The following is a 23,483-nucleotide window of genomic DNA, read 5'->3' on the forward strand; positions in this document are numbered from 1 at the left end:
ATCCCATTAGCTAAGCCTGATTTCACCAACTCCACAACCCTGGGGTACCATAGGAAATACGTTATTCTCTTTGGCCACTTTAACTTCAAGTAAAAAAGCACCCTTACTATTGAACATTTCCTCCAGCGCCCCAGAAAGTTCGTCCCTTTCCGAAACACATTTTCCCTCAATCCGGTAAGAGGCTGCCAGCGCCACAAAATCAGGACTTTCTATATCCGAAAATGAATACCGGCTTTCGCTGAAGAGTTCCTGCCATTGGCGGATCATACCCAAAAAACGGTTGTTCAAAATAATGATCTTAATGTCTATTTTATTTTGCATAATGGTACCAAGCTCTTGCAGGGTCATCTGAAATCCGCCGTCGCCCGCCACAACCACCACTGGTCTTTCCGGTACCCCATATTTGGCCCCTATAGCAGCGGGAAGCGCAAATCCCATTGTGCCAAGTCCGCCGCTGGTCACATTGCTACGGCTCTTATTGAATTTTGTATAACGGCAGGTTATCATCTGGTGCTGTCCAACATCAGAAACCACAATTGCCTCGCCTTTAGTCAGACTGTTAAGATGCCGGATAACCTCTCCCATAGAGATTTCTCCAGAAAGAGGATTCAATTCTGTTATTACAACCCTTTCAAGCTCCTCCAGATAGAAACGCCTGAACATTCCCAGCCAGTCGTCGTATACTTTCTCCTGGATAAGGGCAGTCAGCATAGGCAGTGTTTCTTTACAATCGCCCCAGACACCTACCGTCGATTTTACGTTCTTATCAATCTCAGCCGGATCAATATCAAGATGTACAACCTTTGCCTGAAGTGCATAACGGTCTAAGCGCCCTGTAACCCTATCATCAAAACGCATTCCGATAGCAATCAATACATCGCACTCATTGGTGAGCAGGTTTGGCGCATAGTTACCATGCATGCCCAACATGCCAACATTCAAAGGATGGTCATTGGAAACCGCACCGGCACCTAAAATCGTCCAGGCACTTGGAATCCCCGCTTTTTCGATGAAAGCTTTAAATTCTTTTTCTGCCCCTCCGAGAATCACACCCTGTCCCCATATGACCATCGGCCTTTCAGCTTTGTTGATCAGTTCAGCGGCCTGCTCAATATACTTTTCGCGTATAACAGGCTTCGGCCTATAACTCCTGATGTGATTGCACTTAGTATAACCTTTATAATCAAACAACTCTAATTGTGCATTTTTCGTGATATCAATCAGCACCGGACCCGGACGCCCGCTTTTTGCAATATAAAATGCCTTAGCCAGCACACCAGGAATTTCCGCAGCTTCGGTAACCTGATAATTCCACTTGGTAATCGGACTTGAAATATTGATTATATCTGTTTCCTGAAAGGCATCAGTTCCCAAAAGATGGGCAAAAACCTGCCCAGTGATACACACTACGGGTGTACTGTCGATCATTGCATCTGCAATTCCGGTTATCAGGTTGGTTGCTCCTGGTCCGCTGGTTGCAAGGGCCAACCCCACTTTCCCCGATGTACGGGCGTAACCTTGCGCAGCATGGATTGCGGCCTGTTCATGACGGACAAGGATATGCTTCAGTTTTTCGCCATAATCATAAAGTGCATCATAAATCGCAATCGAGGCACCTCCGGGAATCCCGAAAATGACATCGACGCCTTCGGCAACCAATGCTTCAAGTATAGCAACGGAGCCGGATATCCGAACGGTCTGTTTTTCTGTTGTTTTTTGCTGTTGTGCGGTATTCATTTTGTTTGAGTATGATATATTATTGATGTTCGTATTGTAATTCAGTCCTTGCTCCAGTTTAGATCTTTTGAAAGCTCAAATCTGTAGCGCTTTTGCCTTTCAACCTGGAAATGTTAATTCTGGTCTTTCCCCAGGTGCAGCTTTTGCCAATAGCAGGTATAAAAACAAGCACCACTGAAATGCTAAGAAGCACCACCCCAAACACCATAAACACTGCCCGGTTGGTAAGCAATTGCGCCTGTTGGTTGAGGTTCTGCCATATCGCTGAATTGGCCAGCGCCGATGCCTGTTCGCTGCTAAAACCTTTGGAAGCATATAGCCCACGGTAAAAAGTCAGACGTTCGGCCATATTTTGGTTTTCCGGAGTCAGATACCCGAGAAATCCTTCCCTGAACTTCTGATTGAAGTACAATTGAAGGTTATAAAATCCCGCGAATGAATTCAGCGTTGCCGTAAAACGGGTACACGCAGCAACCAGCAGCCCTGTTGACCCAGTATCTGCAGGTGCCGAAGAAAGTACAAATATCATTAGCGGAACGAACAGTAAGCCTGATGCTGCCCCCTGCAACAACACAGGAAATATGATATCTGAGAAAGAAAGGTCCGGTGTCAGAAAAAAAGACATCCAAATATTGACAGATCCCATCAATGCAAAACCACATATAAAAAGAATCTTCAACTTTACTCTTTGCGCGAGCAGCAGTCTGATCGAGACTATTAAAAGCCCGACCATACCTAAGACGTTGCACAACCCGAGCTCCATTACCTCCAGGGTAGTCCATTTAAGCACACCTGTGGCATAGTTGTAGATCAGGTTAATACTATCCTTACTTCCGTAATATATCGCCAAAAGGCTTACACCGATCAAAAAGCTCCGCGACCTGAATACCTTAAGGGCTATAACAGGTCTTTTAAGAATATGTTGTCTGTAGAGAAACATACCTCCACCGGCAATTGTGGCAATTGTACCATAAATGATCCGTCCATCTGAAAACCAGTAATATTTGGATCCATAAATTATCGTATAGCCCAGTGATAAGGCCGTACACGCAAAAATTATCATACCGCTCCAGTCGATCTGATAAAGTGGATACCGCTTCCCCGCCGAAGTACGTTTTAACATCAGCAGCACAACAATGATCATCAACAGCTGGAAAAAAATAAGGTAATAATAGCTCACTTTCCAGTCCGAAGATTCGACCACAAGACCCGCCACCAGACCGATAACCACTGTATTACTTAATATAGTACCATAAAATACAGCCGGCGCAATAATTTTCACCCTTTCTGAGGGCAACCGTGTAAAGATCAACAGGAGGGTAAAAACAAGAACATTCCCCGTCAGCACCCCCTGAAAAAACCTGATCAGCAAAAAAAGGTTGATGTCCCTGCAGTAAATGCAGAGCCCGTTCAGCACAACTGCTGCGATCAGGCTCCCCAGTAAATAAGTCTGCGCCTGAAAATACCTGAAGAAGCGGAACTGTAACGGGATAACGGTAATGATGCCGGCATATGTACACATTACTGCAAATGATATGTCCTCGGGCTGGGCACCTAGATACCCGACCATATAATTCTGGGTAAGTACAAACATCCCCAATTGTGACAGGGCGGATAGCAACAGCAGGAAAAGCGCAATCCGCACTCCCCAATGCCACCCGGTCACCCAGTCTTTAAAGTGTACGGATTTCATGATTTTGGTCTTATTTTTGCAGCTACATTCACACTCATACCAACAATTACCTTACTTTCTTCACCATTCAAAAACGCGATTTTTACAGGTACACGTTGAATAATCTTCACAAAGTTCCCGGTCGAGTTATCCGAAGGAAGCACCGAAAAACGCGAACCTGTTGAACCTGAAATCGCTATGATCCGGCCCTTAAATACCTTGCCCTTTAGTGCATCAACTTTGATTTCTACAGGCTGTCCTGTATACATTTCACTAACCTGAGTTTCCTTAAAGTTTGCGGTGATCCATTTCTCTCCCTCGTTGATAATGCTCACCAATGGCTGTCCGCTCTGGATCTGCTGGCCTTCCATAATGTTCTTTCTTCCAAGCCTGCCGCTATATGGTGCCCTGATAACAGTATAGGAAAAGTTAAGCCTTGCCAGTTCCAGTGCCGCCTGTTTGCGCTTAATATCTGCCTGTAAAAGGGCAAAATGCGTCGATAATTCTGCAATTCTGGCTTCACTTGTTATCAGTCCGTTTTTCGCTCCGTTGTAATCGCTCGCAGCAACGTCATAGCGCGCAGTCACCTGTTCAAGGTCAGCCCCGGTCGCCGCCTCCTCCTTTACCAGGTTTTTATAGCGTTTGATATCCTGTTCCTGTTGTACATATTTCGCTTTTGCACCATTAATCTGATCTCTATTGATCCGGGTCCCTGTCTGAGCGGAATTTATGGCTGCCTTAAGAACTGTTATCTGTGCTTCGGAATCATCCATTGCTGCCTCGGCAGATTCCAACTGGGCAAGGTATTCACGGTTATCCAGCACAACAAGTGTATCACCCTGTTTTACCAACTGGTGTTCGTTAAACCGCACCTGTGAAATATATCCTCCGGCCCTTGCAGATATCGGATTGATATAGGCCTCAACCTGTGCATCATTGGTTTCTTCAAAATCCGTACTGTATTTCCAGTACTGAAAAAAATATATTGCGCCTGCAACAAGCAGCGCTATCCCGATAACTGTAATCACTAAATTTTCAGGATGGACTTTATTAATTTCTTTTTTCATTTTCTTTTTTTTTATTACAAACTTCCGCTTGCAAACAGCATACTATAATATATTCCCATCGCATCAGTCTGTGCGCTGACAAGGTTAAACCTCGACTCCTGGTAAAGATTGTCCGCATCAAGCAGATCAGTGAGTAGAGATAATTGATTGAGGTACTTGGTGTTTACGATCCTAAAGTTTACCTGTGCCTGTTCCACTGAATGTTCATTGACAGAAATCCGTTTTAGCGCCTCTGCATATTTGATATAATAAGATTCCATTTCTATCCTTACATCATCAACATAAGCTTCCTTCTGCATTTCGAGTACTTTTAACCTCAACTTGGCTGCACTCACCTTATTTTTGCTCTGATATAATGAAGAAATACTGTATTGAACCTTCAAGCCGACAAAGCCAATTGAATAGGCCTGATCTACCGGAGGGAAGAAAAGGTAATTAGGATAATTCAGACCATAAGCCCCATATAGTCCTACATTTGGCAGATTGCCGCTCTTTACTGCACCCACTTTAGCTTTTTGAAGTTCGATTGTGCTGGACGCTTTCTGCACTACATATGAAGATACCTCATCTGATCCCAAAAGAGACATTAACGAACCTATTTCAGGCTTCTGCATCCCTGCTGAATCGGCCGGGACAATTATTACTGAGGCTGGAATATTGATTAAAACATTGAGTTTTTGATTGGCAATCGAGATATCATTTTCATTTTGCCCCAGAGAAAGTTCTACATTTGACATTGCCACTTCTGCACGCAATAAATCGCTTTTTGTAATTTTATGGTTTTTATATAGCGAATTGATATTTTTAAGCCTTGTGTCTGCTCTTTTGAGCTGATCGAGAATAAACCTATGCAAATCAATAAGTCTTATCAGATCAAGATACTGCTTAGCCGTTTTCAGCGCAACGCTTCCAGCCTGTTCCCTTTTAGCCACTCCGGCCAGGCTTAAACGCAGATCAGCCTCTTTCTCCAGCGCCCGTTGTTTTCCTCCGCTATAAACATTGAACAAAGCATCAATTCCCAGAGCGGCCCCGTTAGCGCTCGGTTTCCTTGCCCCGGAAACAGTGTGTGATAGTCCCCCTGTGAAAAGCGTTAGTTTAGAAAAACGTTGATAAGAACCGTTCAGATAAACTGTCGGCAATGCATTCCTATACGAATCTTTACGATCTTCTGCTACTGCAGTTTCCTCAACATTTGCAGCCAGTACCAGTTTATTCTGGCTTTTGGCAAATGTTATAACCTCTGAAAGGCTCAGCCTATAAGTTTCATTTGAGCGCTCCTGCGCCTTTAGGTGATTTGGATTTAATAATAAAATAGCCAGTGATAATACTGCAGCTATGAAAAACGGCTTTTTGCCGTTAGTACTATATTTATACATGATTAATGTCTATTGATTAGACAAAGTTCATGTAAAACACAGCTTTAAATTAGATTAGAGTGCTCCAATGTTAGTCGAAACAACTTAATCTATGTATTAAACATCGATTCCATCAATTTTTTTTCGGTATTCTATAGGGGACATGCCAGAATTTGCCCGAAAGAACTTACCAAAGACAGACTGTTCGGAAAAATTTAACATCGCACTGATTTGTAACACTGTCAACGACCTGTTCTGTAAAAGCACCTTGGCTTCGAGCATCACTGCATCATCTATCCACTTGCCCGCCGACCTGCCGGATTGTTTTTTGATAGCTGCTGAAAGGGATTTGGGCGAAAGATAAAGCTTACTGGCGTAAAACTCGAGTTTACGTTCTTTCATGTAGTTCTGGCGCAGAAGCTGCCTGAACTTTACAAACAGGGGATTTGTTTTCGCGTGGTTTGTGGCATCGGTCAGATGTTGCCTGTAATATCCATCAATCTCATACACCAGGGCAAATATATAAGTCCGCACAAGCTCATCGTGATGGAAACCATCTGAAACCTGGGATAGCTCGAGAAGTTCGTAAATTTTATTGATCTTATCAAAATAGGACTCTTTCAAAGGAAGAACAATCAGGTCACTATTCTCAAAAAAATTATATTTGAAAAGGAAAAAAAGGTCTGCATGACGTTCCATTAAAAAGGATTCTTTAAAAAAAATGACATCCATTTTAAGGAGTTCGCTACGCTTACTGAAATACCTGATAACAGAAGGTCCCAGGGTGATTATAGCTGGCGCATCCACATCATAAACAGAAAGGCCTACATTAAGCTTTACACCGCCCTCCTTGATATAAGCGATCGCATAACTTTCAGCCCTATAGGGTTCTTCGTGGTAAGGCTGATCGCCGGAGGCAACAAAAAGATAATCCCTGTTATTGTCTGGAACAGAAAAAAGCCGACTATGCCTTGAGAGTGAAAATGTCTGCATGTTATCCATCGCCATAAAAATACAAAAATAGATCTGTGCTGCGATGTATTGTGGCAAAATAACGGTGAAATAGAGATTGTATCATAAATTTCCGCTGAAATAAATGCCAACAAGCTAACGATAAATGGTGAAAATTTTTGATAACATATATTGTTCTATATAATGTTGCTTTCAAAGATACTACGTTCTCAGAAACCCATTTAATATTCTGCCATTCATCGTCAGCAAAACAATACATCCATCTTTCACCTGGCTCAATTACATATATTTCCCAGTTAGAATAATTTATAGTCCACTTATTCTAGGTGTTGCAGATCTTATCAGTCGCGTGAAACTACCCGCAAAAGGTGACACTGAGCTCGTGCATCGCTATCAAGTCCAAGTTCGGTGAAATCCGTTGTGCAAAGGACGTGATCTGAACAGTTGACCGATAACTTTTATGTAAACGGATAAGATCCGCCTCAGGAAAAGCCCTAAAAACTGCGGGAATGCATAATCTATAGGTTCTTTGAGCGGCAAACTTATTTTTTATTAAATCCGTTAACTTAATCTACTTATTTTTAGAGCATTAAATTGTCCGGCAGGATCCATCAATGGCAATTTATACAAAATTTACCACAACAAGTTAAGATCAATACTTATGAAGCACCTGTTATCTGCGCTCCTTTTTATTTTCAGTATTATCATAGGGCCTACCCTGTCAGCCCAGGAACTTTACAATATTTCAGGCACTGTTACGGATGAGGACAACAAACCTTTGCAGGGTGCCACGGTATTTATTAGTGGTGCACAGAAAATCACCGCAACAGATACTACCGGTAAATTTACATTTGTTGATATGGTGGCTGGAAACTATATCGTCTCCACAAAAATGCTTGGATACAATAGCCCCTCACTCGCCCTTACCTTACATGATAAATCTGTTAGGGTGCTGATCAAATTAGAGACAAAATCCATCATACTCAATGAGGTTAACATCACATCAGATAAAAACCGTGAGCGTTACCTAAATATATTCAAAAATGAGTTTCTGGGAAAATCAGCGGATAAAGAAAAATGTTTTATAGTCAATCCAGAAATTATCTCTTTGAGTGGTAAGGAACCTGATGCCTATAATCTGAGGTTGAAAGCTGAAGCTGATGATTTAATAATCATCGAAAACAATATCTTGGGCTACAGGATAAAATACCTGCTGCGTTCTTTTGAATACAGCGCGAAGAACCAGCTAACTTCCTACGATGGGGACAGTAGTTTTGAAGAGATGGAAGGCACCGCCGAACAGAGAAAAATTTGGGAGGAAAACAGGCTAAAGGCATATCAGGGTTCTTCCATGCATTTTTTAAGATCAGTTTACACCAACACGCTGCTAGAGGAAGGATTCGTTGCAAATCAAATGGTAAAAAGCAGCAATATATTCGACCAAAAAGCATATACAATTCCAACTCCGGTGAAACTGGAAAAATTTGTTACCAGGGTTGACAGTTCCTTTGTGTCCTACAAATTTAATGCACTAAATGTTATATATAATCCTAAAAAGGCGATACGGTTAAAAAAACAGCTGCCAGAAAAACCTGAAATAGACCTAAAGGTATTGAAAGACAAAATGCCAAATGAGATAGGGTTCCCGACAGTTTACGCAGGCGGAAAAAGTTCACAGTTATTACTGTATCTAAAAGAAGCATTGATCGACAAAAGGGGAAGTGTTTATACTGGCTATAAAACATTCTTGATTAGGGGGTATTGGTCTGAGAAACGCTTAGCTGACAAGCTGCCTTTTGAATATCTACCTTAGGGATATAATCGTTTCTGCTGTGCCCGAGATTACCGGAAGAATTTCTGGCAAATTGATTAGACTTAACTCCGAGTTATACTAAATAGCAGCGTTAAGCCTGATCGGGAATATCACCTAGGTCATATCGATTTGTAGATTAGAGGATACCTATAGTCAATGCTACCACAGATCACCTGAAAGCCGTTTATCTGATACTGTATTTGTGCCCGACATGAAGTTGGCACCATACATGGCAGGGATAAGTTATGGTATCCAGGTGTCAACAGCACAGCTTGATAGTCTTCTGACTTCAACAAGCCTCAGCCACGTAAGGCAATGACCGTCTGCTGCCTGAATTTGGATGTACTTCTATTATGCCAGGTCACAATCAATATTTCGTTAAATCAACGTAATCACCAGCTAAAACTTAGACAGAAGTAACTGCTTTGCTGTCTTTCTTGTAATGCCGAAATAGACTTTCTGGGCAGGGTGATATCTCTCCCTTAACTCAAAATTTTCAAATGATGGCCCGCCGGGTATATCGATATAATCTTGCTTATTGAGGCTTCCTCCGCTCCAGTATTTTGCCCTCCCGTTTACACGCAACATCAGCGACAAATCATATTCCGATGCACCTTTACGCCAATACTGGCTTAGTTTAAGATTTGGGCGGTAACGCCAACCGGCTCTGTCGAGATAGTTCTTTTCCTTTGGCCAAGAGTTAAGGCTGTTAAAATCTTCATCAGATTCAGCTACTGCTAGGACATCGCCATTGCTGGCCTTCCATAACTGCGAAACTGTATAACTTTCCTTTTCTGTGAAACCGATCTCATCATACCCTTTGTACAGCTCTGTTGAGTTTACCACCTCATCTTTTAAATGCAATTTACGCAGCCTCGAATAGTTACCCATGGTAGCGGTCACGGCGCAGCGCTGCATTGGTGCACTTCCGCTTTGATTAAAAACCTCTATACCAAGCTCTTCAGGATTATCGCTACGAATAAAAAGCCTTAAATACGGATGCGCACCATTTTTAAAGTGTTCCATAAATATATATACCGACAATTCTTCAACCTCAGGATGCCGGCTATCGGGGTGCAGGATAGCACCGCGTGTCTTTGCTCCCCCGAAGTAAGCTGTGTCGGTTTCGCTTTCACCTGCCCACATTAACTTGCCCCATTGATTATCGATCAGTGAGGGGGATATTTCGCTGTATTCAATTTTACCGCTCACTACCGGCTCTATGGCCAAAAAGTTGATCAGATAGACTTCACCTTTATTTTCATAGCCAACCCTGATCAGCCCCCGTGGCCCACCAGTGTTTTCCCGGTCGCCTTCTACGCCCGTAGGCCATATGCTAAATACAATACCATTGCTGATACCCCACATGGCTTCACTTTTTGCATGTGCTGGCCTTATCCAGTTTCCCTTTGGACTCTGTGCGTTCAAATCCTGATAAAATAATATCATTGAAAAAACGAAAACAAAAATGCAATTGTCGGTTTTCATAGGGTAATATAATATATGCAGTTAAAGCTGATTTTCATTTCAGTCCAGACATAACCTCGTTTACCCGCATATTCTAAGTGATATGGGTATCGTTCGATTTATTCTTTAAGAAAACGATAAGGTTGGCGCCACTGAGTAAAAACACGGCCACTGCAGGTATGTCCAGCAATTCGCATTTCCTGAAGGATTCTTTCCACTCCTCTACTTTAGGATCCCAGAGACGGTAATATTCTTGCTTACTTATGGAACCGTTTTTCATTTCCGCCCACAGTTGCAGCCTGTAGTCATCGATTTCCCTATTCTTGTTATAATAATAGTAATAAAACCCACCAGTAGGTACGCACAGGGCAATAAGGAGTAACTGTATTGTAAGATGAGCTGCTTTTGTCATTTGAGATTATTCCTGTTTTCTATTTCCATTTCCGTATTACTTTTTAAGCTGCCATCAAGTCCGATAAACCTGAATTCATATTCCTCCAGCACCCTTCCGCCCATAGCAACAAAAGTCCCCCAAAGCCCTCTCCAGTCTTCGGAGTCCTGTGCTTTATCTGTATCCCACCTTAGCAACCCATAAAGACCGTCAGTGGTATTCTTTAAAACCACCCCATATTCTCCGTTTAGCGAAACAATAGTGCCTGGCAGGAAGTCTTGATTGCGCTTCCACCAGTCAGCCCTTTTAAAAACAGACCTGCCCAGCTCAAGCCCCTGCCTTCCCATTAGTCTATCCCAATCCGAACCCGGCGCAAACCATGCCCATATCCTGGAAAAATCGGGAACGTTTGCCCCTTCCAGCTCGCCCAGTTCTTCTGAAAACCAGTCCTTAAAAGCAATAAAATCTATCCGGGTATCGTCGGTATGCTCCAGAACAGCCATTACCCTGTCCAAGTCATCGAAAAGTGCATATAATTCAAATGCCTTCCAATAATCTACTTTGGATAAAACAGGTTTAGATTTTTTCTTACCGAAGAGCCAATTGAACATCGAGCGTTAGTAATAAGAGGGTAAAAGATCAATAAATATACGTCAATTTGGGTTCAGGCCAATAGAAGATCCATCAAAATTAACGTTATCCCTTGCCTAGCTTAGTTTGGGAGTGCTGTTTCTGACTTGACATAAATCACCTCACAGCCCTGGTCGCCTTATCAAAAGACAGCACCAGATTCTTCTGATCGATATCCTTTAAGGAAACCTCATGAACACCACTTCCCAGACCTGCAGTAAAATAAACATCAGCCTTAACCGTAGCCCCTTTCTCAAGCCCTTCCTCGAACAGGGCAATCCCGAACAGCGTACTGTCCACCTTTGATGAAAAGGTTATACTCACTGTACCCAGATCATACTTTCCGTTATTCTTCAGGGTAACAGCCCCTTGCTTATAAGTATAGCTCACCCCTTTTAGGGTTTCCAGATAAGTTTTATTCTTACTGGTAATCGCCTGATAAGTCTGCGCATAACCTGTAAACCCAGCTATTGACAGCAGTAAAACTAAAATGATTTTCTTCATGATCATAAGTATAACAATAATTCATTTACTTCATTTTGGTAATCGCAGCTTTAAGATCTCCTATAGCATCATCAGGATCCCCTTCAGAAGCAAAGATCTCTGCCACATCCATGTCTTTACCATATACCACAGCGTTTGCAGCTGCATCAATCTCCAGCGAAGCACCATTTACAGAAAGCCCAGCAAAAAGCCCCTTGCTTCGGGAATACGAATACACCTCGGCATCGAGTTTGTAATCGGTATTCACAGCAGAACTCCGTCCCACAGGCCCAGCAGCGACAGAAAGATCACCCCCAAGGGTAAAGCTGCTTTTTTTGATCGCAGTGAGACTATTGGCATGGGTAAAAACAAGCACAAGTTCAGTCGACTGTACACCCGCCTGAAGACCAACACTTCCACCGGTAATGGTTACAAATACAGGATTGCTCCATGAGCCGTCTGCCCTTTTCACCATGGCAATACCCCTGCCGCGTTTCCCTCCGATAATAAAGCCTCCATTGATCAGCTTTGGGACAATAACAATTCCCTGGGTAAGCTCAAGCAGTCTTGAGGGAATGGATTCTTTCATTTTCCCGAAACCGGAAAGCACCTGCGCCGAAGACTGTATTCTTTTTTGCTCCTTGTTCTGCGCAAGAGCTGATGAAGGAAGTAATAATGCTGCGCAGCAAAGCACAGCGAGGTTGATCTTGATCAATTTGATTGTGTTCATATATATCGAAAAAAATAACCGGTGTCACTCTGGCAGATCTACTCTTACAAACGGCCCGGGACTGCAATATTATACGTTTTATTTCTTTTCTCCGGCCGGTCCACAGGTAAATTACCTTTCTGTGAGAAATCCCATTTGGTACAATAAAAATTCAATAATATTATGGATATAACGGTTTAACGGTGATCAGGGCTGTATGCTAATTACCCCCTATTATCTCCTGATAACCTTATCCTAAATGTGGCCGGGTGGACAGACCACATGCATTTGCACTATCGATTGTAAGAGAAGAAATATTTAATCCCACTGGCTGTCTTCTAGTTAAAAATTATCTGTAGCATTTACCTACCGCCTATCGTTTGTGTTTAAAAATACCATATATGCTAAAACTAAAATTTATTATTCCCGCAGTATTGATCGTGTTTGCAGGTTGCAGCCCAAAGGTGCAGAATGCATCTTCAAACAGTTCCTCAAAAAACCAGGGAGATTCACTTTACCTGATCTTTGGCATAAAGGATATCATAAAGACAGGAGAAAAGGTCAGCTTAAAATTTGCCGTCCATAATGATCAGTCAACAGAAAAGTCCTTTTGCAAATGGCACACACCCTTTGAACCCCTGATGAGCAAATACCTTGATATCAAAGATGAGAATGGAAATGAGGTTCCCTATAAAGGTCCTATGGCAAAGCGGATCATGCCGCCTCCCGCTGACAGCTACCTTGTTGTTAAACCAAAAGAGATACTTTCATCGGAAGTCGACCTGTTAAAAGCTTATCAGCTGGAAGCCGAAAAAAAATACACCGTTTCTTATAACTCCAGCGGCATAAGCGGAATAAAAGCTACCAATATAGTAACCTTCAGGTACACCAACTAACCTTAGACGCAGTAATTCCGGGAGATAGAAGTTTTAAGTAATGCTCAACCTATCAGATCTTAGAAATACCGATTACTCCGCAACAGGGATAGCAGCGGATACCGGCCCGTGCTTAAGGCCTGCAGGTGTATGAGCGGATAGCCCGGCAGTTGCCCAGACAATATAAAGGCTAAATCAAAATTAAATCAACCGCGCATAAACAAAAAATATCTACAGTTGTCCGGGTCTCCCGGCATATATGATGAATATAACAGTATGCAAAAAAAAGCCACTGATCAATACCAGTGGCTTTATTTCCCAAAACAGTTTCCTGTTTATTTTGCGCTGTTCTTTTTCTCGGTAACCTCAGCCCTGATCTCCTGAGCAAGGTTTTTTAAATCCTGCATGGCTTTACGTACACGTGTACCGGCTGCACCGTTTCCACCATCATAAAATTTTGCTACATCAGCTTCAACTGAAGCGATCACTTCCTGTACCTGTTTGAATTTGTCCATAATTGTTTTTTTTAAGGGCCCAAGGCCACTCGTATTAATAATTTTGTTTTAGGAAACCGTATTCCAGCCCCAAAACTAAACATTTCAGGGAGAAAGCAAAAAGAACTATTGGAAATCCGGATGCCCGGCGTCACTGCTTACTCCTATTGCATTTGTCCTCCAGAGGATAAAGCCCAATCTGCCGCAGCATTCTGCCACGAAATATTCTATATCGGCAGGAACGTCATTCACGATCCGGAAGCGGATTTTGTATTTCGGGTTATAACTAATGTAGACCACCAGGTCATCGTCTGAAAATCCCCTGCCTGACAAAGGCTTAAAATGCACCTCCTGAAGTTCCTTCGCCGTACGGACCAAACGGTCATTCATTACTTTGGCCAATGCTTTTTCGGGCTTAAAATCTGTCTCTAAAATCGCCAGTACGGTTACGGTCATCACGCAAAAATATACCGAAAAGTGAAATTATCAAGTCCTAGAATATAAGCATCTGAAAATGAGTGACAATATTTTACATTGGAATGTGCCTTTTGATTCCTTATCGCTTTTTTACCAGATGAGACAAGCTATTACTATCTCAACTGCTCCATAACAGTAGACAAAAACACCTTACATTGAAGCATAATTTCTATATTAGAAAAACAAAAAACGATACTGTGTTTAATCTCTTTAAGAAAAAAACAGCAACATTCAGCAGGAATGGCAAATAAAGGGCGCCAAATATGCCAGCGCCGTAATTTTGTATTTTAAATAGCTTAAATAAGCAAGAATTATGGTTCTTTCCCGTTTTCTCTGAAATATGCAGGTGGCCACCAATTCGATTAGCAGATGATTGTAGGTAATGAAAATTATATCAGCTTATTGAAATACTGTTTTCGCAACGGGGATAGCAGCGGATATCTGCCCTGTGCCTAAAGCCAGAGGCGTATGAGCGGATTGCCCAGCTATTGCCCGAATGGCAAAGGAATATCATAAACATAAAAAAAGCCACTGATCTATACCAGTGGTCCTAACTTGTACCTGGTTTTTTTATGCGCAAAGCTGAGGGATTTTCACCAAAGTGCTTTTTAAATGCATGAGAAAAATGTGCGAGGGTCTCAAACCCAACCTCAATATAAATATCATTGGGCCTTCTGCCTCTTTTAGAAATAAGGTAATAGGCTTCCTGCAGACGCCTGGTTTTTATCCAGCGATGAGGCGACATATGGAATTTTTTTTCAAAATCACGTTTAAAAGTGGCTAGGCTCCTTCCGGTTAGATATGCTAACTGGGATATGGCAATATTGAATTTGAAGTTCTGGTTCATAAAGGCTTCCAGATCGATTTTTCCAGGGTCGGCATAATCAAAAAGAACATTAGCTAAATCAGGGTAATTCTTCAACAGAAGTAATACCGCTTCCTGTTTCTTCAAATTAATTAACGCTTCAGGAATAGTCTCATCAAACCATACAGATAGGGAGTGAAGAAAATTAGTTAATAGACTGTCAGTGGGAACAGGGAAGATGGCTTTGACAACCTGGTTCCCTTCCCTGCGTTCGCTCTTTCTACCTACATTGTATTCCATTAAAAAATCCCTATCCAGAACAAAGGAGATAGATTTATATGGCAAGCCATTCGAAGGATATTTTAGAAATTTCCCGAGTGTGTTCCTTTTATAAAGAAACAATTCTCCCGCTTTAAAAGTATGGTAAGTTGACCCATCAAAAGTTTCAATTTCCCTGGAAAGAACATAACATAGCAAATGCTCCTTGAAGAACGGCTCACCTACCCTGCTTTTAGCGGAGAAGCAGGAAAAAATGACACCAGACAAATCTTTTCTTTTAATCATAAACCGATAGGTAATATCATCAGGTTAGAACTATAGTGATACTTAATCGTATCATCACCATAATCTCCAAAGATAACAAGATTACCGTCCATATATAGACTGGGTCTGAAGATATTCTTCGAAACCATACCTACCAAATTCCCTGCCTATACCTGATTGCTTAAAACCTCCTGCAGGCACACCTGGGTAGTCAAAAACATTGGCAAACTCGTTGATCATTACTCCGCCTGTTTCTAATCTTTCTGCTACAGATTTAGCCCTCTCCACATTAGCTGAGCTGATCCAGCCAAAAAGCCCATAGATGGAATCGTTAGCAATCTCAATTGCCTCTTCTTCTGTTTTATATGTGACAACAGAAAGCACCGGCCCAAAGATTTCTTCCTGTGCAATTGTCATACTATTCTTTACATTGATGAAGACCGTTGGTTTAACGAAGTAGCCGTTTTCCAAACCTTCCGGCGGCCCTTCTCCACCTATCAGAAGGTCAGCGCCCTCTTCAATACCTTTTTTGATATAATTCTGCACGCGGTTGTACTGCTTTTCTGTTACCACTGCAGCGACAAAGGTATCCGGGTGATTAGCCGGACCTACTTTGATTTGCGACACTGCTTCCTTAAGGGCCCCATAAATTTCGTCTGCCCGACTTTCGGGAATTAATAATCGGGTTCCCGCAATACAGGCCTGTCCACTGTTCTGGAATGCAGCCCTTAAGGCGAACGGTATTGCTTTATTCAGGTCTACATCGTCTAAGAAAATGTGGGCCGATTTCCCGCCAAGCTCCAGGGTAACTCGTTTCATCGTTTCAGCACCATTCTTCATGATCGTTTTTCCAACTGCTGTTGAACCTGTAAATGAAACCTTGGCAACATCAGGATGTGTGGTAAGCTCATTCCCCACCACAGTGCCGAGACCGTTCACAAATATTGATGACTCCGGCAGGCAATTTAGCTGCATCAATACATTCCATAAAAACCTGAGTTTGTAATCCGCTTAGTTCACTTGGTTTAATCACCACTGTACAACCGGCAGCAATGGCAGGCGCAATCTTAATGGACATCCCAAAAATATCTTGATTCCAGGGCGTAATTAAAGCAGCAACACCTAAGGGCTTTTGTGTTACGGTTGCCCCACTAAAATCTTTGAAAAATTCTATCTCTCCAAGCAAGGATTTTGCAGCGAGATATGCGTTGGCAGCGCCTTGAACTGAAAACTTCGCAACGCCAATTGGTCGACCGCCATATTCTTCCATCATTACCTCCAGGTGCTCCTCCATCCGCGCAAGTATGGCATCACTTAGCCTTTGCAGGTACATGCTCCGCTCTTCAATTGAAGTCTTCGACCAGCTTTTAAATGCTTCTTTAGCTGCCTTAATGGCGTCTCTTGCATCTTCTTCGTTTCCGAGAGTTAACTGACCAATCACCATCTTATTTGATGGATTTATTAGGTCAAGTAATTCTTTTCCTTTTGATTGAACAAATTGTCCGTTGATATAATGATGATTGATCGTTTTCATGACTTCTGACTGTTTGAATTTCATATCAAAATTAAAACAGTACAGGCGTAAATACTTTCCGTAAAGGCTCAAATTAGTTTCTCAAAAAGCTCAGTCCTGACTAAGCGGTAAGTTGAAGTGATAATATTCCATTAAATCTGATAATTGATCCAAGTCGATCTCCATTAAATTTGCTTATTAATATCAGCAAGAAATCAATAAAGAGGATTCAAACGGTTCTTACTACCGGATGCTCTACCGGTTTGGAAAGGCAACAGCTTTCTTATCTGGGAGTCGCGGATAGAATTATTGCTACCCTGCAAAACACACAAGCTGGCAAAGACTTTGGAAAGCTCGACAGAGTTTTAGTTACCCCTTTAAATGTGCAGGACCTAGGATGAATAACGAACGTCGCTTCTCAACTCTATCGGTGTCATTGATGTCAGTTTTTTAAAGAAAGTAGAAAAATGAGATGGTTGTTCGAAACCCAGGCTGAAGGCAATCTCAGCAATGTTCCAATCCGTTTGTTTAAGTAAAATCTTTGCCTCCTGGGCGATTCTTCCAAAGATATGCTGGGTAGTTGTTTTCCCCGTGCTTTCCTTGAGCAATTTATTTAGATGATTGGCATGAATAGAAAGGCGGTCCGCAAAGTCTTGTGCTGACCTTAAACTAAGACGCTGATTCTGTGAATCGATTGGGAACTGCCTTTCCAGTAGCTCTATAAATAATGATGATACTCTAGCAGCGGCATCATGAGCATGATTGTAAGTGGTTATAGGCTGCAGTTTTTGACCGAAATGAATCAATTCCAACAAGTAGTTTCTTATGAGGTCATACTTATACAGGTAATTAGATTCTATTTCTTCTAGAATTTTTTGGAATATATCACTCAATTGCGTGGACTGCAGTTCGGTCAAATCAAAGACTGGATATCCCCCCGGTTTGAAGAGTGGAAGATCGTCGAGCACAACACCGCTCTTGCTCTGCAGTAAAAATTCTTTAGTGAAAATGCAGAAGAAACCGTTCTGATCCTCATCAAGTGGCACCCAATGATATGGGATTCTTGGCGTTGCAAATACTAAAGCATGTGCATCAATCATAGCTACCTTATCTGCATATTCCAAGCGGTTCCTTCCTGTCACCAGGCTTACTTTATAGTAACCCCGCCGGTTATACGGCATCTGACTAGGGTTATCTTTAAACCTAGTAACGAACTCCCCAAGATTAAAAATGTTGAAGTGGCCAATTTCTCTGTTAATTCCCTTTGGAAGCAGAGCCTCGTTACTCTTATCCAAAACGGATGCTGCAGAGCGGTAAAAATGTTCAAGGCTTTCCTGTTTCATATCTGGATTTGATAAGCAAATTTAAGAATTATATGGATATTACTGGAAATCGACTTGAATATGATAACCATTGGATTGATTATGATAACCTGTACATTGGAAAGGAAGGTAATTTTGTGCAATAAATAATTGATCATGATAGAAGATAAAAGAAAACAACCAGAAAATCGAAAAGACGAGGCAGTATTGATTACAGGAGCAGCCACAGGCTTTGGAAGACTTACTATGGAAACCTTATTAAAGAGTGGATACAGGGCAACTGGCACCATGCGCGACATAAATGGACGAAACAGGGAACATGCATCTGCGCTGGAGAACCTAGGGGGGTATGTTGTCGAAATGGATGTAACGAGTGATTCCAGTACGCAAAATGGAATTAATGAAGCTATTACAAAAATGGGGAAGATAGATGTAGTGATCAATAACGCCGGCATAGGCGCGTTAGGCATTCAGGAATCTTTTACCTCGGAAGATTGGAAAGCGGTGTTTGATGTTAATGTATTCGGTGTTCAGCGGGTAAACCGCGCTGTATTGCCACATTTGAAATTACGCGGCAGTGGCCTTTTGCTCCAAATAGCAAGCTGCACCGGCAGATTGTCCATCCCATTCCAAGGACCATACAGCCCTTCCAAATGGGCAGTGGAGGCTTTAGCTGAACTTTATCGAGTGGAATGCTCACAGCTGGGAATAGAATCTTGCATCATAGAACCTGGGGGATTTCCAACAGCGTTTTTAGAGCGTCTGATGAGACCTGGTGATCCCTCTCGTTTAGAATCGTATGGCGATGTCGCACAGCTTCCTGAAGGATTTTTTAACGGTTTCCAGAAAGCATTTGCAGCAAATCCTGCGCAAAACCCGCAATTAGTAGCAGATGCCGTGTTGAGTTTAATAGCGATGCCGTATGGTAAGCGTCCGTTCAGGACCGTTGTAGATAAAATGGGGCTTGCTGAACACCTAATTCCATATAATGAGCACCTGGAAAAAATTACCCAAAGCATTTATTCCATATTTGGGATTGGGCATCTTCTGGAAGTTAAAACTACTCACCCTTAACTCTACATCGATAGGATAAAGGGGTTGTAAATGCTATGGACGATTAAGCATAATCAGTAGACAATGTTGGTTTTTCAAGAATTCCTCAAAGTATCTGATTGCTGAGGCATCCATAGCTTCCCAGGTATATCTGCACCGGTTCCCAGTAGTACAATTAATGATGCCCATTACCTTCTTTTTAATTCTTTACATCCCGAATATCTCAAGTAACTTGCTGGCCAGCTCTTCGCCTTTTATATTCACTGCGATTATTTTACCTTCTTTATCAAGTAGAAAGTTTTGGGGAACCGCCTGAACCCCATATAATTTAACTACAGCATTATTCCAGAATTTAAGATCTGAAACATTGGTCCATTTCAAGCCGTCTTGTTTAATGGCATTTAACCATGCCTCTTTTTTACCAGGCTGATCGAGAGAAACACCTAATACCGTAAAGCCCTTTTGATTAAATTTATTGTAGGCTTTCACCACATTGGGGTTTTCTTCCCTACACGGTATACACCAGCTTGCCCAGAAATCTAAAAGCACATATTGACCTCTGAGAGATGAAAGTTTAATCAGTTTGCCAGCAGTATCGGTTTGTTCAAAATCGGGTGCAATTTTGCCGATAGCAGTTATTTTCATAGCCTCAATGGTGTTCTCAATATTTTTGCCATAACTGCTTTCTTTATATTTTTGGCCAAGTAATTCATATAAGGCCTGTGCATTTACAGCGGAGATATTACCTACCAAATTATTCAACAGGTAAATAGCAGCAAAAGCATCATTGTGCTGTTTTATAAATGTTTTAAGTCTTTCTGCTTCCAGCTTATTATTTTCATCATTTAACTCTTTGTAATATTTAAGTATTTCATCATAGCTCGGATTTTTCTGATTTAAATTTTTCAAAACATCAGGCCCAAATTTAGCAACCAGTTTATCTTTTATACCTTGTCTGCCAGCATTTCCAGCCGATGTAAAAGCCGAATAAAGTTCGTTCTCAGGTGCATTTTTTATTACCGAATTGCTTAAGGTTTCCATATTGGCATTTATCTGAATAATCCCAGGTTCCGAAATCAAGATTCCATATGGTGCATAACCGCCTTTCTTTTTCAGTTCGTATTTACTGTAAAACATGTACCGGGTTGGACCTTTGTAAGGCACCGCAATTTCAAATTTTCCATTAGCCACCTTTACAGAATCGTGAGCGCCCATCGCTTTATTGTATAACACTAATGTACTTCCATTGTACATTGTGTCGGTTGTACCTTTAAATACAACCACACGCTTATCGGCTTTTATCTGAGCAGATGCAAAGTTCTTAATCAATAAAGTCAGTGCACAAAAAATTATCGTTTTTACTTTCATCTCGTTATGGATTTAATAATTGGGCTAACATTTTTTCCATTTCTTCGTCTGTGCTGTGCTGTCCATCAAACCTGCCGATAATTTTTCCGTTCGGATCGATCAGGATTTTAGTAGGCAGTGCACGTACACCATATTGCTGACCAAGATCACGAGGATTATCGATTCCCTTAACAAACATCTGGGCGTTCAGTCCGCGTAAGGTTTGGGGCCAGAGATTGGTTCCGTCTTTTTCGATTGCAGCCAACCAGTTCGGCACATTTCTATCATCGTCGCCGATGCCGATCATTACAAAGTTTTTGTCCTTGTATTTTTTGTACAGATTGATCATCTGTGGCATGCTCGCTCTGCATGGAACACACCAGGTTGCCCAAAAATCAAGCAGCACATATTTTCCTTTCATGGCCGATAGTGAGAGTTCTTTTTCATCCTTATCTTTAACATTGAAATTAAAAGCAGTAGTTCCGGTTAAGCCAACTTCTCTGCTTTTAATTTCTGCAGCTAATCTTTTCCCTTCGGTACTTGCCTTTAGTTCAGGGCTAAATTTGTTGTACAGCTGCTTTATAGAATCTATACCAAAGGTAGAAGTGTAGTATTTAACACGGTCTGCGGTTACATAAGATGCGGGATTGGCGATAAAATATCTATAGCTTATTTTGGCTTCTTTTGCTTTGAGCGATTTAAGTGCAGTTTTTAATTTCAGGTCGTTTCCAGCATTTTTATCACCATGGAAGGCCGGGCCAGATAATTTATTTAGTGAATCAATAGATTTATTTATCGCTTTCGTTTTCTCATAAAGTACTTTCCAATCAAGTTGCGCAGGAGAATTAGCAATTTCCAGGTAACCATTTGGTGGGGGGACTTTTGTAATTATCATTTCCCCAGGATTTAAATATGCCGCATTTCTTTTCAGTTCCACATCCCGTTTGCCAATTACTTCCCCTTTGTGTTTAAAAACCAGATTGGAAAAAGTGGGCTGGCTGATCAACCCTTTGATCTGGAAATTTCCGTCTATCGCTGCAACACTTTCCTGGATGATTTTCCCTTGTCCGTTGATATAAATGATTGAAACAGAATCTAATGTTTTATCGTTTGTTCTGCCAACCAGGGTAAAAGATTTTAGCACTTCATTTTGCTGACCAAAACTTCTCTGTGCGCCGAAAAAGCCGAGCACTAATATTAAAAAATAGCTTGTTTTCATTGTATGTTTAAATATTTACTAACCGCCCGAAGCAATAAACTTCAGGCGGAAAATTTGGATAAACAGTTATTAATAATTCTGTGTTAAGTTTGGGTTATAAGCTGTTGCACTTTGCGGAAACGGGAAAATATAGAGTGGAGATTCTGGTCTTAAGGTATAGGTAACCCCATTTACAGTGCGTGTAATGGTTTCCTTATAGGCATCTTCGGTATTCCAGCGTTTAATGTTAAAGTAATTTTTAAAAGTATACAAGAACTCAAACCTCGCCGTTTTCTTAAGAAGGGTCATGGCCTGCGCTTCAGTGGTAGCTACCTGTGCTGCATAAACACTCGGATGAATCCTTCGCTGTCTGATCATGTTGATGATATCCATCGCAGCAGCAACATTCTGGGTTCTGGCCAGGCATTCAGCTTTGATTAAATAAGTATCACTGGTGGTAAGGCCAGCGGTATTTACCGCAAAAATTGTAGCGGAATAGGAAAGTTTTGCATTCGCTAAACCGGTAATGGCAACAGCCTGCGCCGGAACGGGAAAATATGGTTTTACATATTCGTTCTGGATGTTTCCCGGCTCGTAAGCGGCAAGGGTTTCAAAGGTGGGTGCCAGCAATGTTGACGGGCCTTTGTTTGAGGCATAAAACAAATTATCTGCAGCTGTTACCGCAGGTTTTGCATACGCTGTAGTTCCAACCGGTGCAAATAAACGATCATCTATTGTTGTACTATTAATGGCCAAACTAGCGTTTGCAGCAGCTAAAGCACCCGCGTAATTCCGCATGGCCAAAAGCACCTGAGCCCTGACACCATAAGCAAAACCCAACCCAACACGCATGTTATTTGCTGCGACATTTGGAAGGCTGTTTAGTGCCAATGCAGCATCTATATCAGAAACGATGTTAGCATAAACCTCTGCAACAGTGCTTTTTTTATTGGGTTCAGAGATCAGGTTATCTTCTTTTACATAAGGGACGCCACCATCGGTAGCAGCTGTCGCCGGATTATAGGCTTTTGCATAAATGTTTACCAACAGATAATGCATGTAAGCCCTTAGAATGTAAGCCTCAGCTTTCAGCGTATTTGCTTTGCTCCGGTCTCCACTTGCCCCGTCCGCATTTTTGAGCACTACATTACATACATTATTGATCATGAAATACATTTTTTCATACTTAACATCTGCCAATGCAAGGCTCTTCCGGTCGATGCTTTCGTTATAAGTAGTCAGTGCCGTATTTAGGTCTTTAGCGTTTAAGCTGATCAGGCTGGCTACATTGGTTACGTATGGATAAATATCGCCGACCAAAACCTCGGCATCATTACAATTAAACGCTTCTCCGGCGGTTACCACAAAAGCTGGAGAGGAGATGGAAACGGCTGTATTTAAACTGAAATTATAATTTAACAGTAGATCCAGATCGGATACCCGGTTAAGTACGTTGCTTCCTTTTGGTGTAATCTCTGTAAACTTGCTGCAACCGGATAAAAGAAGTATAAAAACCAGTATTACCGTGCCGCCATATATTTTATTATTCATATTCATTTC

General features: G+C 41.7%; 22 protein-coding genes. 3 read left to right on the top strand and 19 right to left on the bottom strand.

The features are described 5' to 3' along the window. Window positions 1-6: 6 nt before the first annotated feature. The 5 genes from ilvB to QF042_RS18720 all read right to left on the bottom strand — a co-directional run bounded on the left by ilvB (window position 7) and on the right by QF042_RS18720 (window position 6,839). Window positions 7-1,737, bottom strand: coding sequence for a biosynthetic-type acetolactate synthase large subunit (gene ilvB / locus QF042_RS18700; RefSeq protein WP_307531204.1), 1,731 nt, complete (start codon window positions 1,735-1,737; stop codon window positions 7-9). Between the two features lie 58 nt (window positions 1,738-1,795). Then, on the bottom strand, window positions 1,796-3,430 hold the full coding sequence (locus QF042_RS18705) for an MFS transporter (protein ID WP_307531206.1): 1,635 nt from the start codon (window positions 3,428-3,430) through the stop codon (window positions 1,796-1,798). After that, entirely contained in the window at window positions 3,427-4,476 is a 1,050-nt protein-coding gene (locus QF042_RS18710) for an HlyD family secretion protein (protein WP_307531209.1), read from the bottom strand. Before QF042_RS18710 ends, QF042_RS18705 begins: the two co-directional genes overlap by 4 nt. A 14-nt stretch (window positions 4,477-4,490) precedes the next feature. Next, window positions 4,491-5,852, bottom strand: a complete 1,362-nt coding sequence (locus tag QF042_RS18715; protein ID WP_307531211.1) for a TolC family protein — start codon at window positions 5,850-5,852, stop codon at window positions 4,491-4,493. A gap of 96 nt (window positions 5,853-5,948) precedes the next feature. Further along, a complete protein-coding gene (locus QF042_RS18720; RefSeq protein ID WP_307531213.1) occupies window positions 5,949-6,839 on the bottom strand; it encodes an AraC family transcriptional regulator in 891 nt (296 codons plus the stop codon). Window positions 6,840-7,464: 625 nt separating this feature from the next. Here QF042_RS18720 and QF042_RS18725 point away from each other — a divergent pair. After that, a complete protein-coding gene (locus tag QF042_RS18725) occupies window positions 7,465-8,616 on the top strand; it encodes a carboxypeptidase-like regulatory domain-containing protein (RefSeq protein ID WP_307531214.1) in 1,152 nt (383 codons plus the stop codon). Between the two features lie 399 nt (window positions 8,617-9,015). Here the strand turns inward: QF042_RS18725 and QF042_RS18730 are convergent, their stop codons facing one another. The 5 genes from QF042_RS18730 to QF042_RS18750 all read right to left on the bottom strand — a co-directional run bounded on the left by QF042_RS18730 (window position 9,016) and on the right by QF042_RS18750 (window position 12,317). Continuing rightward, window positions 9,016-10,104: a hypothetical protein gene (locus QF042_RS18730; RefSeq protein ID WP_307531217.1), complete on the bottom strand. Its 1,089-nt coding sequence runs from the start codon at window positions 10,102-10,104 to the stop codon at window positions 9,016-9,018. A 73-nt stretch (window positions 10,105-10,177) separates the two neighbouring features. After that, entirely contained in the window at window positions 10,178-10,495 is a 318-nt protein-coding gene (locus tag QF042_RS18735; protein WP_307531218.1) for a hypothetical protein, read from the bottom strand. Next, window positions 10,492-11,085 (bottom strand): hypothetical protein, encoded by a 594-nt coding sequence (locus tag QF042_RS18740; protein ID WP_307531220.1) that lies wholly within the window; start codon window positions 11,083-11,085, stop codon window positions 10,492-10,494. Before QF042_RS18740 ends, QF042_RS18735 begins: the two co-directional genes overlap by 4 nt. A 136-nt stretch (window positions 11,086-11,221) precedes the next feature. Then, window positions 11,222-11,608: a hypothetical protein gene (locus tag QF042_RS18745; protein ID WP_307531223.1), complete on the bottom strand. Its 387-nt coding sequence runs from the start codon at window positions 11,606-11,608 to the stop codon at window positions 11,222-11,224. A 25-nt stretch (window positions 11,609-11,633) separates the two neighbouring features. Then, on the bottom strand, window positions 11,634-12,317 hold the full coding sequence (locus tag QF042_RS18750; protein WP_307531225.1) for a lipid-binding SYLF domain-containing protein: 684 nt from the start codon (window positions 12,315-12,317) through the stop codon (window positions 11,634-11,636). A 380-nt stretch (window positions 12,318-12,697) separates the two neighbouring features. Here QF042_RS18750 and QF042_RS18755 point away from each other — a divergent pair, with 380 nt between their 5' ends. After that, window positions 12,698-13,192 (top strand): protease, encoded by a 495-nt coding sequence (locus tag QF042_RS18755; RefSeq protein ID WP_307531226.1) that lies wholly within the window; start codon window positions 12,698-12,700, stop codon window positions 13,190-13,192. A gap of 314 nt (window positions 13,193-13,506) precedes the next feature. On the opposite strand, the gene QF042_RS18760 is transcribed toward QF042_RS18755, so the two are convergent. The 6 genes from QF042_RS18760 to QF042_RS18785 form a co-directional block, all read right to left on the bottom strand. Beyond that, complete coding sequence (locus tag QF042_RS18760) at window positions 13,507-13,686, bottom strand: histone H1 (RefSeq protein WP_307531229.1); 180 nt, start codon at window positions 13,684-13,686, stop codon at window positions 13,507-13,509. Between the two features lie 105 nt (window positions 13,687-13,791). Continuing rightward, window positions 13,792-14,121 (bottom strand): hypothetical protein, encoded by a 330-nt coding sequence (locus QF042_RS18765; RefSeq protein WP_307531231.1) that lies wholly within the window; start codon window positions 14,119-14,121, stop codon window positions 13,792-13,794. A gap of 571 nt (window positions 14,122-14,692) precedes the next feature. Further along, the gene (locus QF042_RS18770; RefSeq protein WP_307531233.1) at window positions 14,693-15,511 is read right to left on the bottom strand and encodes a helix-turn-helix domain-containing protein; all 819 of its coding nucleotides are present in this window, start codon (window positions 15,509-15,511) and stop codon (window positions 14,693-14,695) included. Window positions 15,512-15,592: 81 nt separating this feature from the next. Continuing rightward, complete coding sequence (locus tag QF042_RS18775; protein WP_307531234.1) at window positions 15,593-16,429, bottom strand: aldehyde dehydrogenase family protein; 837 nt, start codon at window positions 16,427-16,429, stop codon at window positions 15,593-15,595. Continuing rightward, a complete protein-coding gene (locus QF042_RS18780; RefSeq protein WP_307531236.1) occupies window positions 16,398-17,048 on the bottom strand; it encodes an aldehyde dehydrogenase family protein in 651 nt (216 codons plus the stop codon). Before QF042_RS18780 ends, QF042_RS18775 begins: the two co-directional genes overlap by 32 nt. 347 nt (window positions 17,049-17,395) lie before the next feature. After that, window positions 17,396-18,346: an AraC family transcriptional regulator gene (locus QF042_RS18785; RefSeq protein WP_307531238.1), complete on the bottom strand. Its 951-nt coding sequence runs from the start codon at window positions 18,344-18,346 to the stop codon at window positions 17,396-17,398. Between the two features lie 135 nt (window positions 18,347-18,481). Between QF042_RS18785 and QF042_RS18790 the strand changes: the two genes are divergently transcribed. Then, complete coding sequence (locus QF042_RS18790; RefSeq protein WP_307531240.1) at window positions 18,482-19,399, top strand: SDR family NAD(P)-dependent oxidoreductase; 918 nt, start codon at window positions 18,482-18,484, stop codon at window positions 19,397-19,399. Between the two features lie 186 nt (window positions 19,400-19,585). Here QF042_RS18790 and QF042_RS18795 read toward each other — a convergent pair whose 3' ends face one another. The 3 genes from QF042_RS18795 to QF042_RS18805 form a co-directional block, all read right to left on the bottom strand. Beyond that, window positions 19,586-20,746, bottom strand: a complete 1,161-nt coding sequence (locus QF042_RS18795; protein ID WP_307531241.1) for a TlpA disulfide reductase family protein — start codon at window positions 20,744-20,746, stop codon at window positions 19,586-19,588. A gap of 4 nt (window positions 20,747-20,750) precedes the next feature. After that, on the bottom strand, window positions 20,751-21,944 hold the full coding sequence (locus tag QF042_RS18800) for a TlpA family protein disulfide reductase (RefSeq protein WP_307531243.1): 1,194 nt from the start codon (window positions 21,942-21,944) through the stop codon (window positions 20,751-20,753). 69 nt (window positions 21,945-22,013) lie between these two features. Beyond that, entirely contained in the window at window positions 22,014-23,474 is a 1,461-nt protein-coding gene (locus QF042_RS18805; protein ID WP_307531246.1) for a RagB/SusD family nutrient uptake outer membrane protein, read from the bottom strand. Window positions 23,475-23,483: the final 9 nt, after the last annotated feature.

The sequence above is a fragment of the Pedobacter sp. W3I1 genome, from assembly GCF_030816015.1.
Taxonomy (GTDB): Bacteria; Bacteroidota; Bacteroidia; order Sphingobacteriales; family Sphingobacteriaceae; genus Pedobacter.

What these genes read in the sequence shown, in the direction of transcription:
- ilvB (WP_307531204.1), bottom strand. Translation starts at nt 1,737, where the DNA reads ATGAATACCGCACAACAGCAAAAAACAACAGAAAAACAGACCGTTCGG.
- QF042_RS18705 (WP_307531206.1), bottom strand. Translation starts at nt 3,430, where the DNA reads ATGAAATCCGTACACTTTAAAGACTGGGTGACCGGGTGGCATTGGGGA.
- QF042_RS18710 (WP_307531209.1), bottom strand. Translation starts at nt 4,476, where the DNA reads ATGAAAAAAGAAATTAATAAAGTCCATCCTGAAAATTTAGTGATTACA.
- QF042_RS18715 (WP_307531211.1), bottom strand. Translation starts at nt 5,852, where the DNA reads ATGTATAAATATAGTACTAACGGCAAAAAGCCGTTTTTCATAGCTGCA.
- QF042_RS18720 (WP_307531213.1), bottom strand. Translation starts at nt 6,839, where the DNA reads ATGGCGATGGATAACATGCAGACATTTTCACTCTCAAGGCATAGTCGG.
- QF042_RS18725 (WP_307531214.1), top strand. Translation starts at nt 7,465, where the DNA reads ATGAAGCACCTGTTATCTGCGCTCCTTTTTATTTTCAGTATTATCATA.
- QF042_RS18730 (WP_307531217.1), bottom strand. Translation starts at nt 10,104, where the DNA reads ATGAAAACCGACAATTGCATTTTTGTTTTCGTTTTTTCAATGATATTA.
- QF042_RS18735 (WP_307531218.1), bottom strand. Translation starts at nt 10,495, where the DNA reads ATGACAAAAGCAGCTCATCTTACAATACAGTTACTCCTTATTGCCCTG.
- QF042_RS18740 (WP_307531220.1), bottom strand. Translation starts at nt 11,085, where the DNA reads ATGTTCAATTGGCTCTTCGGTAAGAAAAAATCTAAACCTGTTTTATCC.
- QF042_RS18745 (WP_307531223.1), bottom strand. Translation starts at nt 11,608, where the DNA reads ATGAAGAAAATCATTTTAGTTTTACTGCTGTCAATAGCTGGGTTTACA.
- QF042_RS18750 (WP_307531225.1), bottom strand. Translation starts at nt 12,317, where the DNA reads ATGAACACAATCAAATTGATCAAGATCAACCTCGCTGTGCTTTGCTGC.
- QF042_RS18755 (WP_307531226.1), top strand. Translation starts at nt 12,698, where the DNA reads ATGCTAAAACTAAAATTTATTATTCCCGCAGTATTGATCGTGTTTGCA.
- QF042_RS18760 (WP_307531229.1), bottom strand. Translation starts at nt 13,686, where the DNA reads ATGGACAAATTCAAACAGGTACAGGAAGTGATCGCTTCAGTTGAAGCT.
- QF042_RS18765 (WP_307531231.1), bottom strand. Translation starts at nt 14,121, where the DNA reads ATGACCGTAACCGTACTGGCGATTTTAGAGACAGATTTTAAGCCCGAA.
- QF042_RS18770 (WP_307531233.1), bottom strand. Translation starts at nt 15,511, where the DNA reads ATGATTAAAAGAAAAGATTTGTCTGGTGTCATTTTTTCCTGCTTCTCC.
- QF042_RS18780 (WP_307531236.1), bottom strand. Translation starts at nt 17,048, where the DNA reads ATGAAATTCAAACAGTCAGAAGTCATGAAAACGATCAATCATCATTAT.
- QF042_RS18785 (WP_307531238.1), bottom strand. Translation starts at nt 18,346, where the DNA reads ATGAAACAGGAAAGCCTTGAACATTTTTACCGCTCTGCAGCATCCGTT.
- QF042_RS18790 (WP_307531240.1), top strand. Translation starts at nt 18,482, where the DNA reads ATGATAGAAGATAAAAGAAAACAACCAGAAAATCGAAAAGACGAGGCA.
- QF042_RS18795 (WP_307531241.1), bottom strand. Translation starts at nt 20,746, where the DNA reads ATGAAAGTAAAAACGATAATTTTTTGTGCACTGACTTTATTGATTAAG.
- QF042_RS18800 (WP_307531243.1), bottom strand. Translation starts at nt 21,944, where the DNA reads ATGAAAACAAGCTATTTTTTAATATTAGTGCTCGGCTTTTTCGGCGCA.
- QF042_RS18805 (WP_307531246.1), bottom strand. Translation starts at nt 23,474, where the DNA reads ATGAATAATAAAATATATGGCGGCACGGTAATACTGGTTTTTATACTT.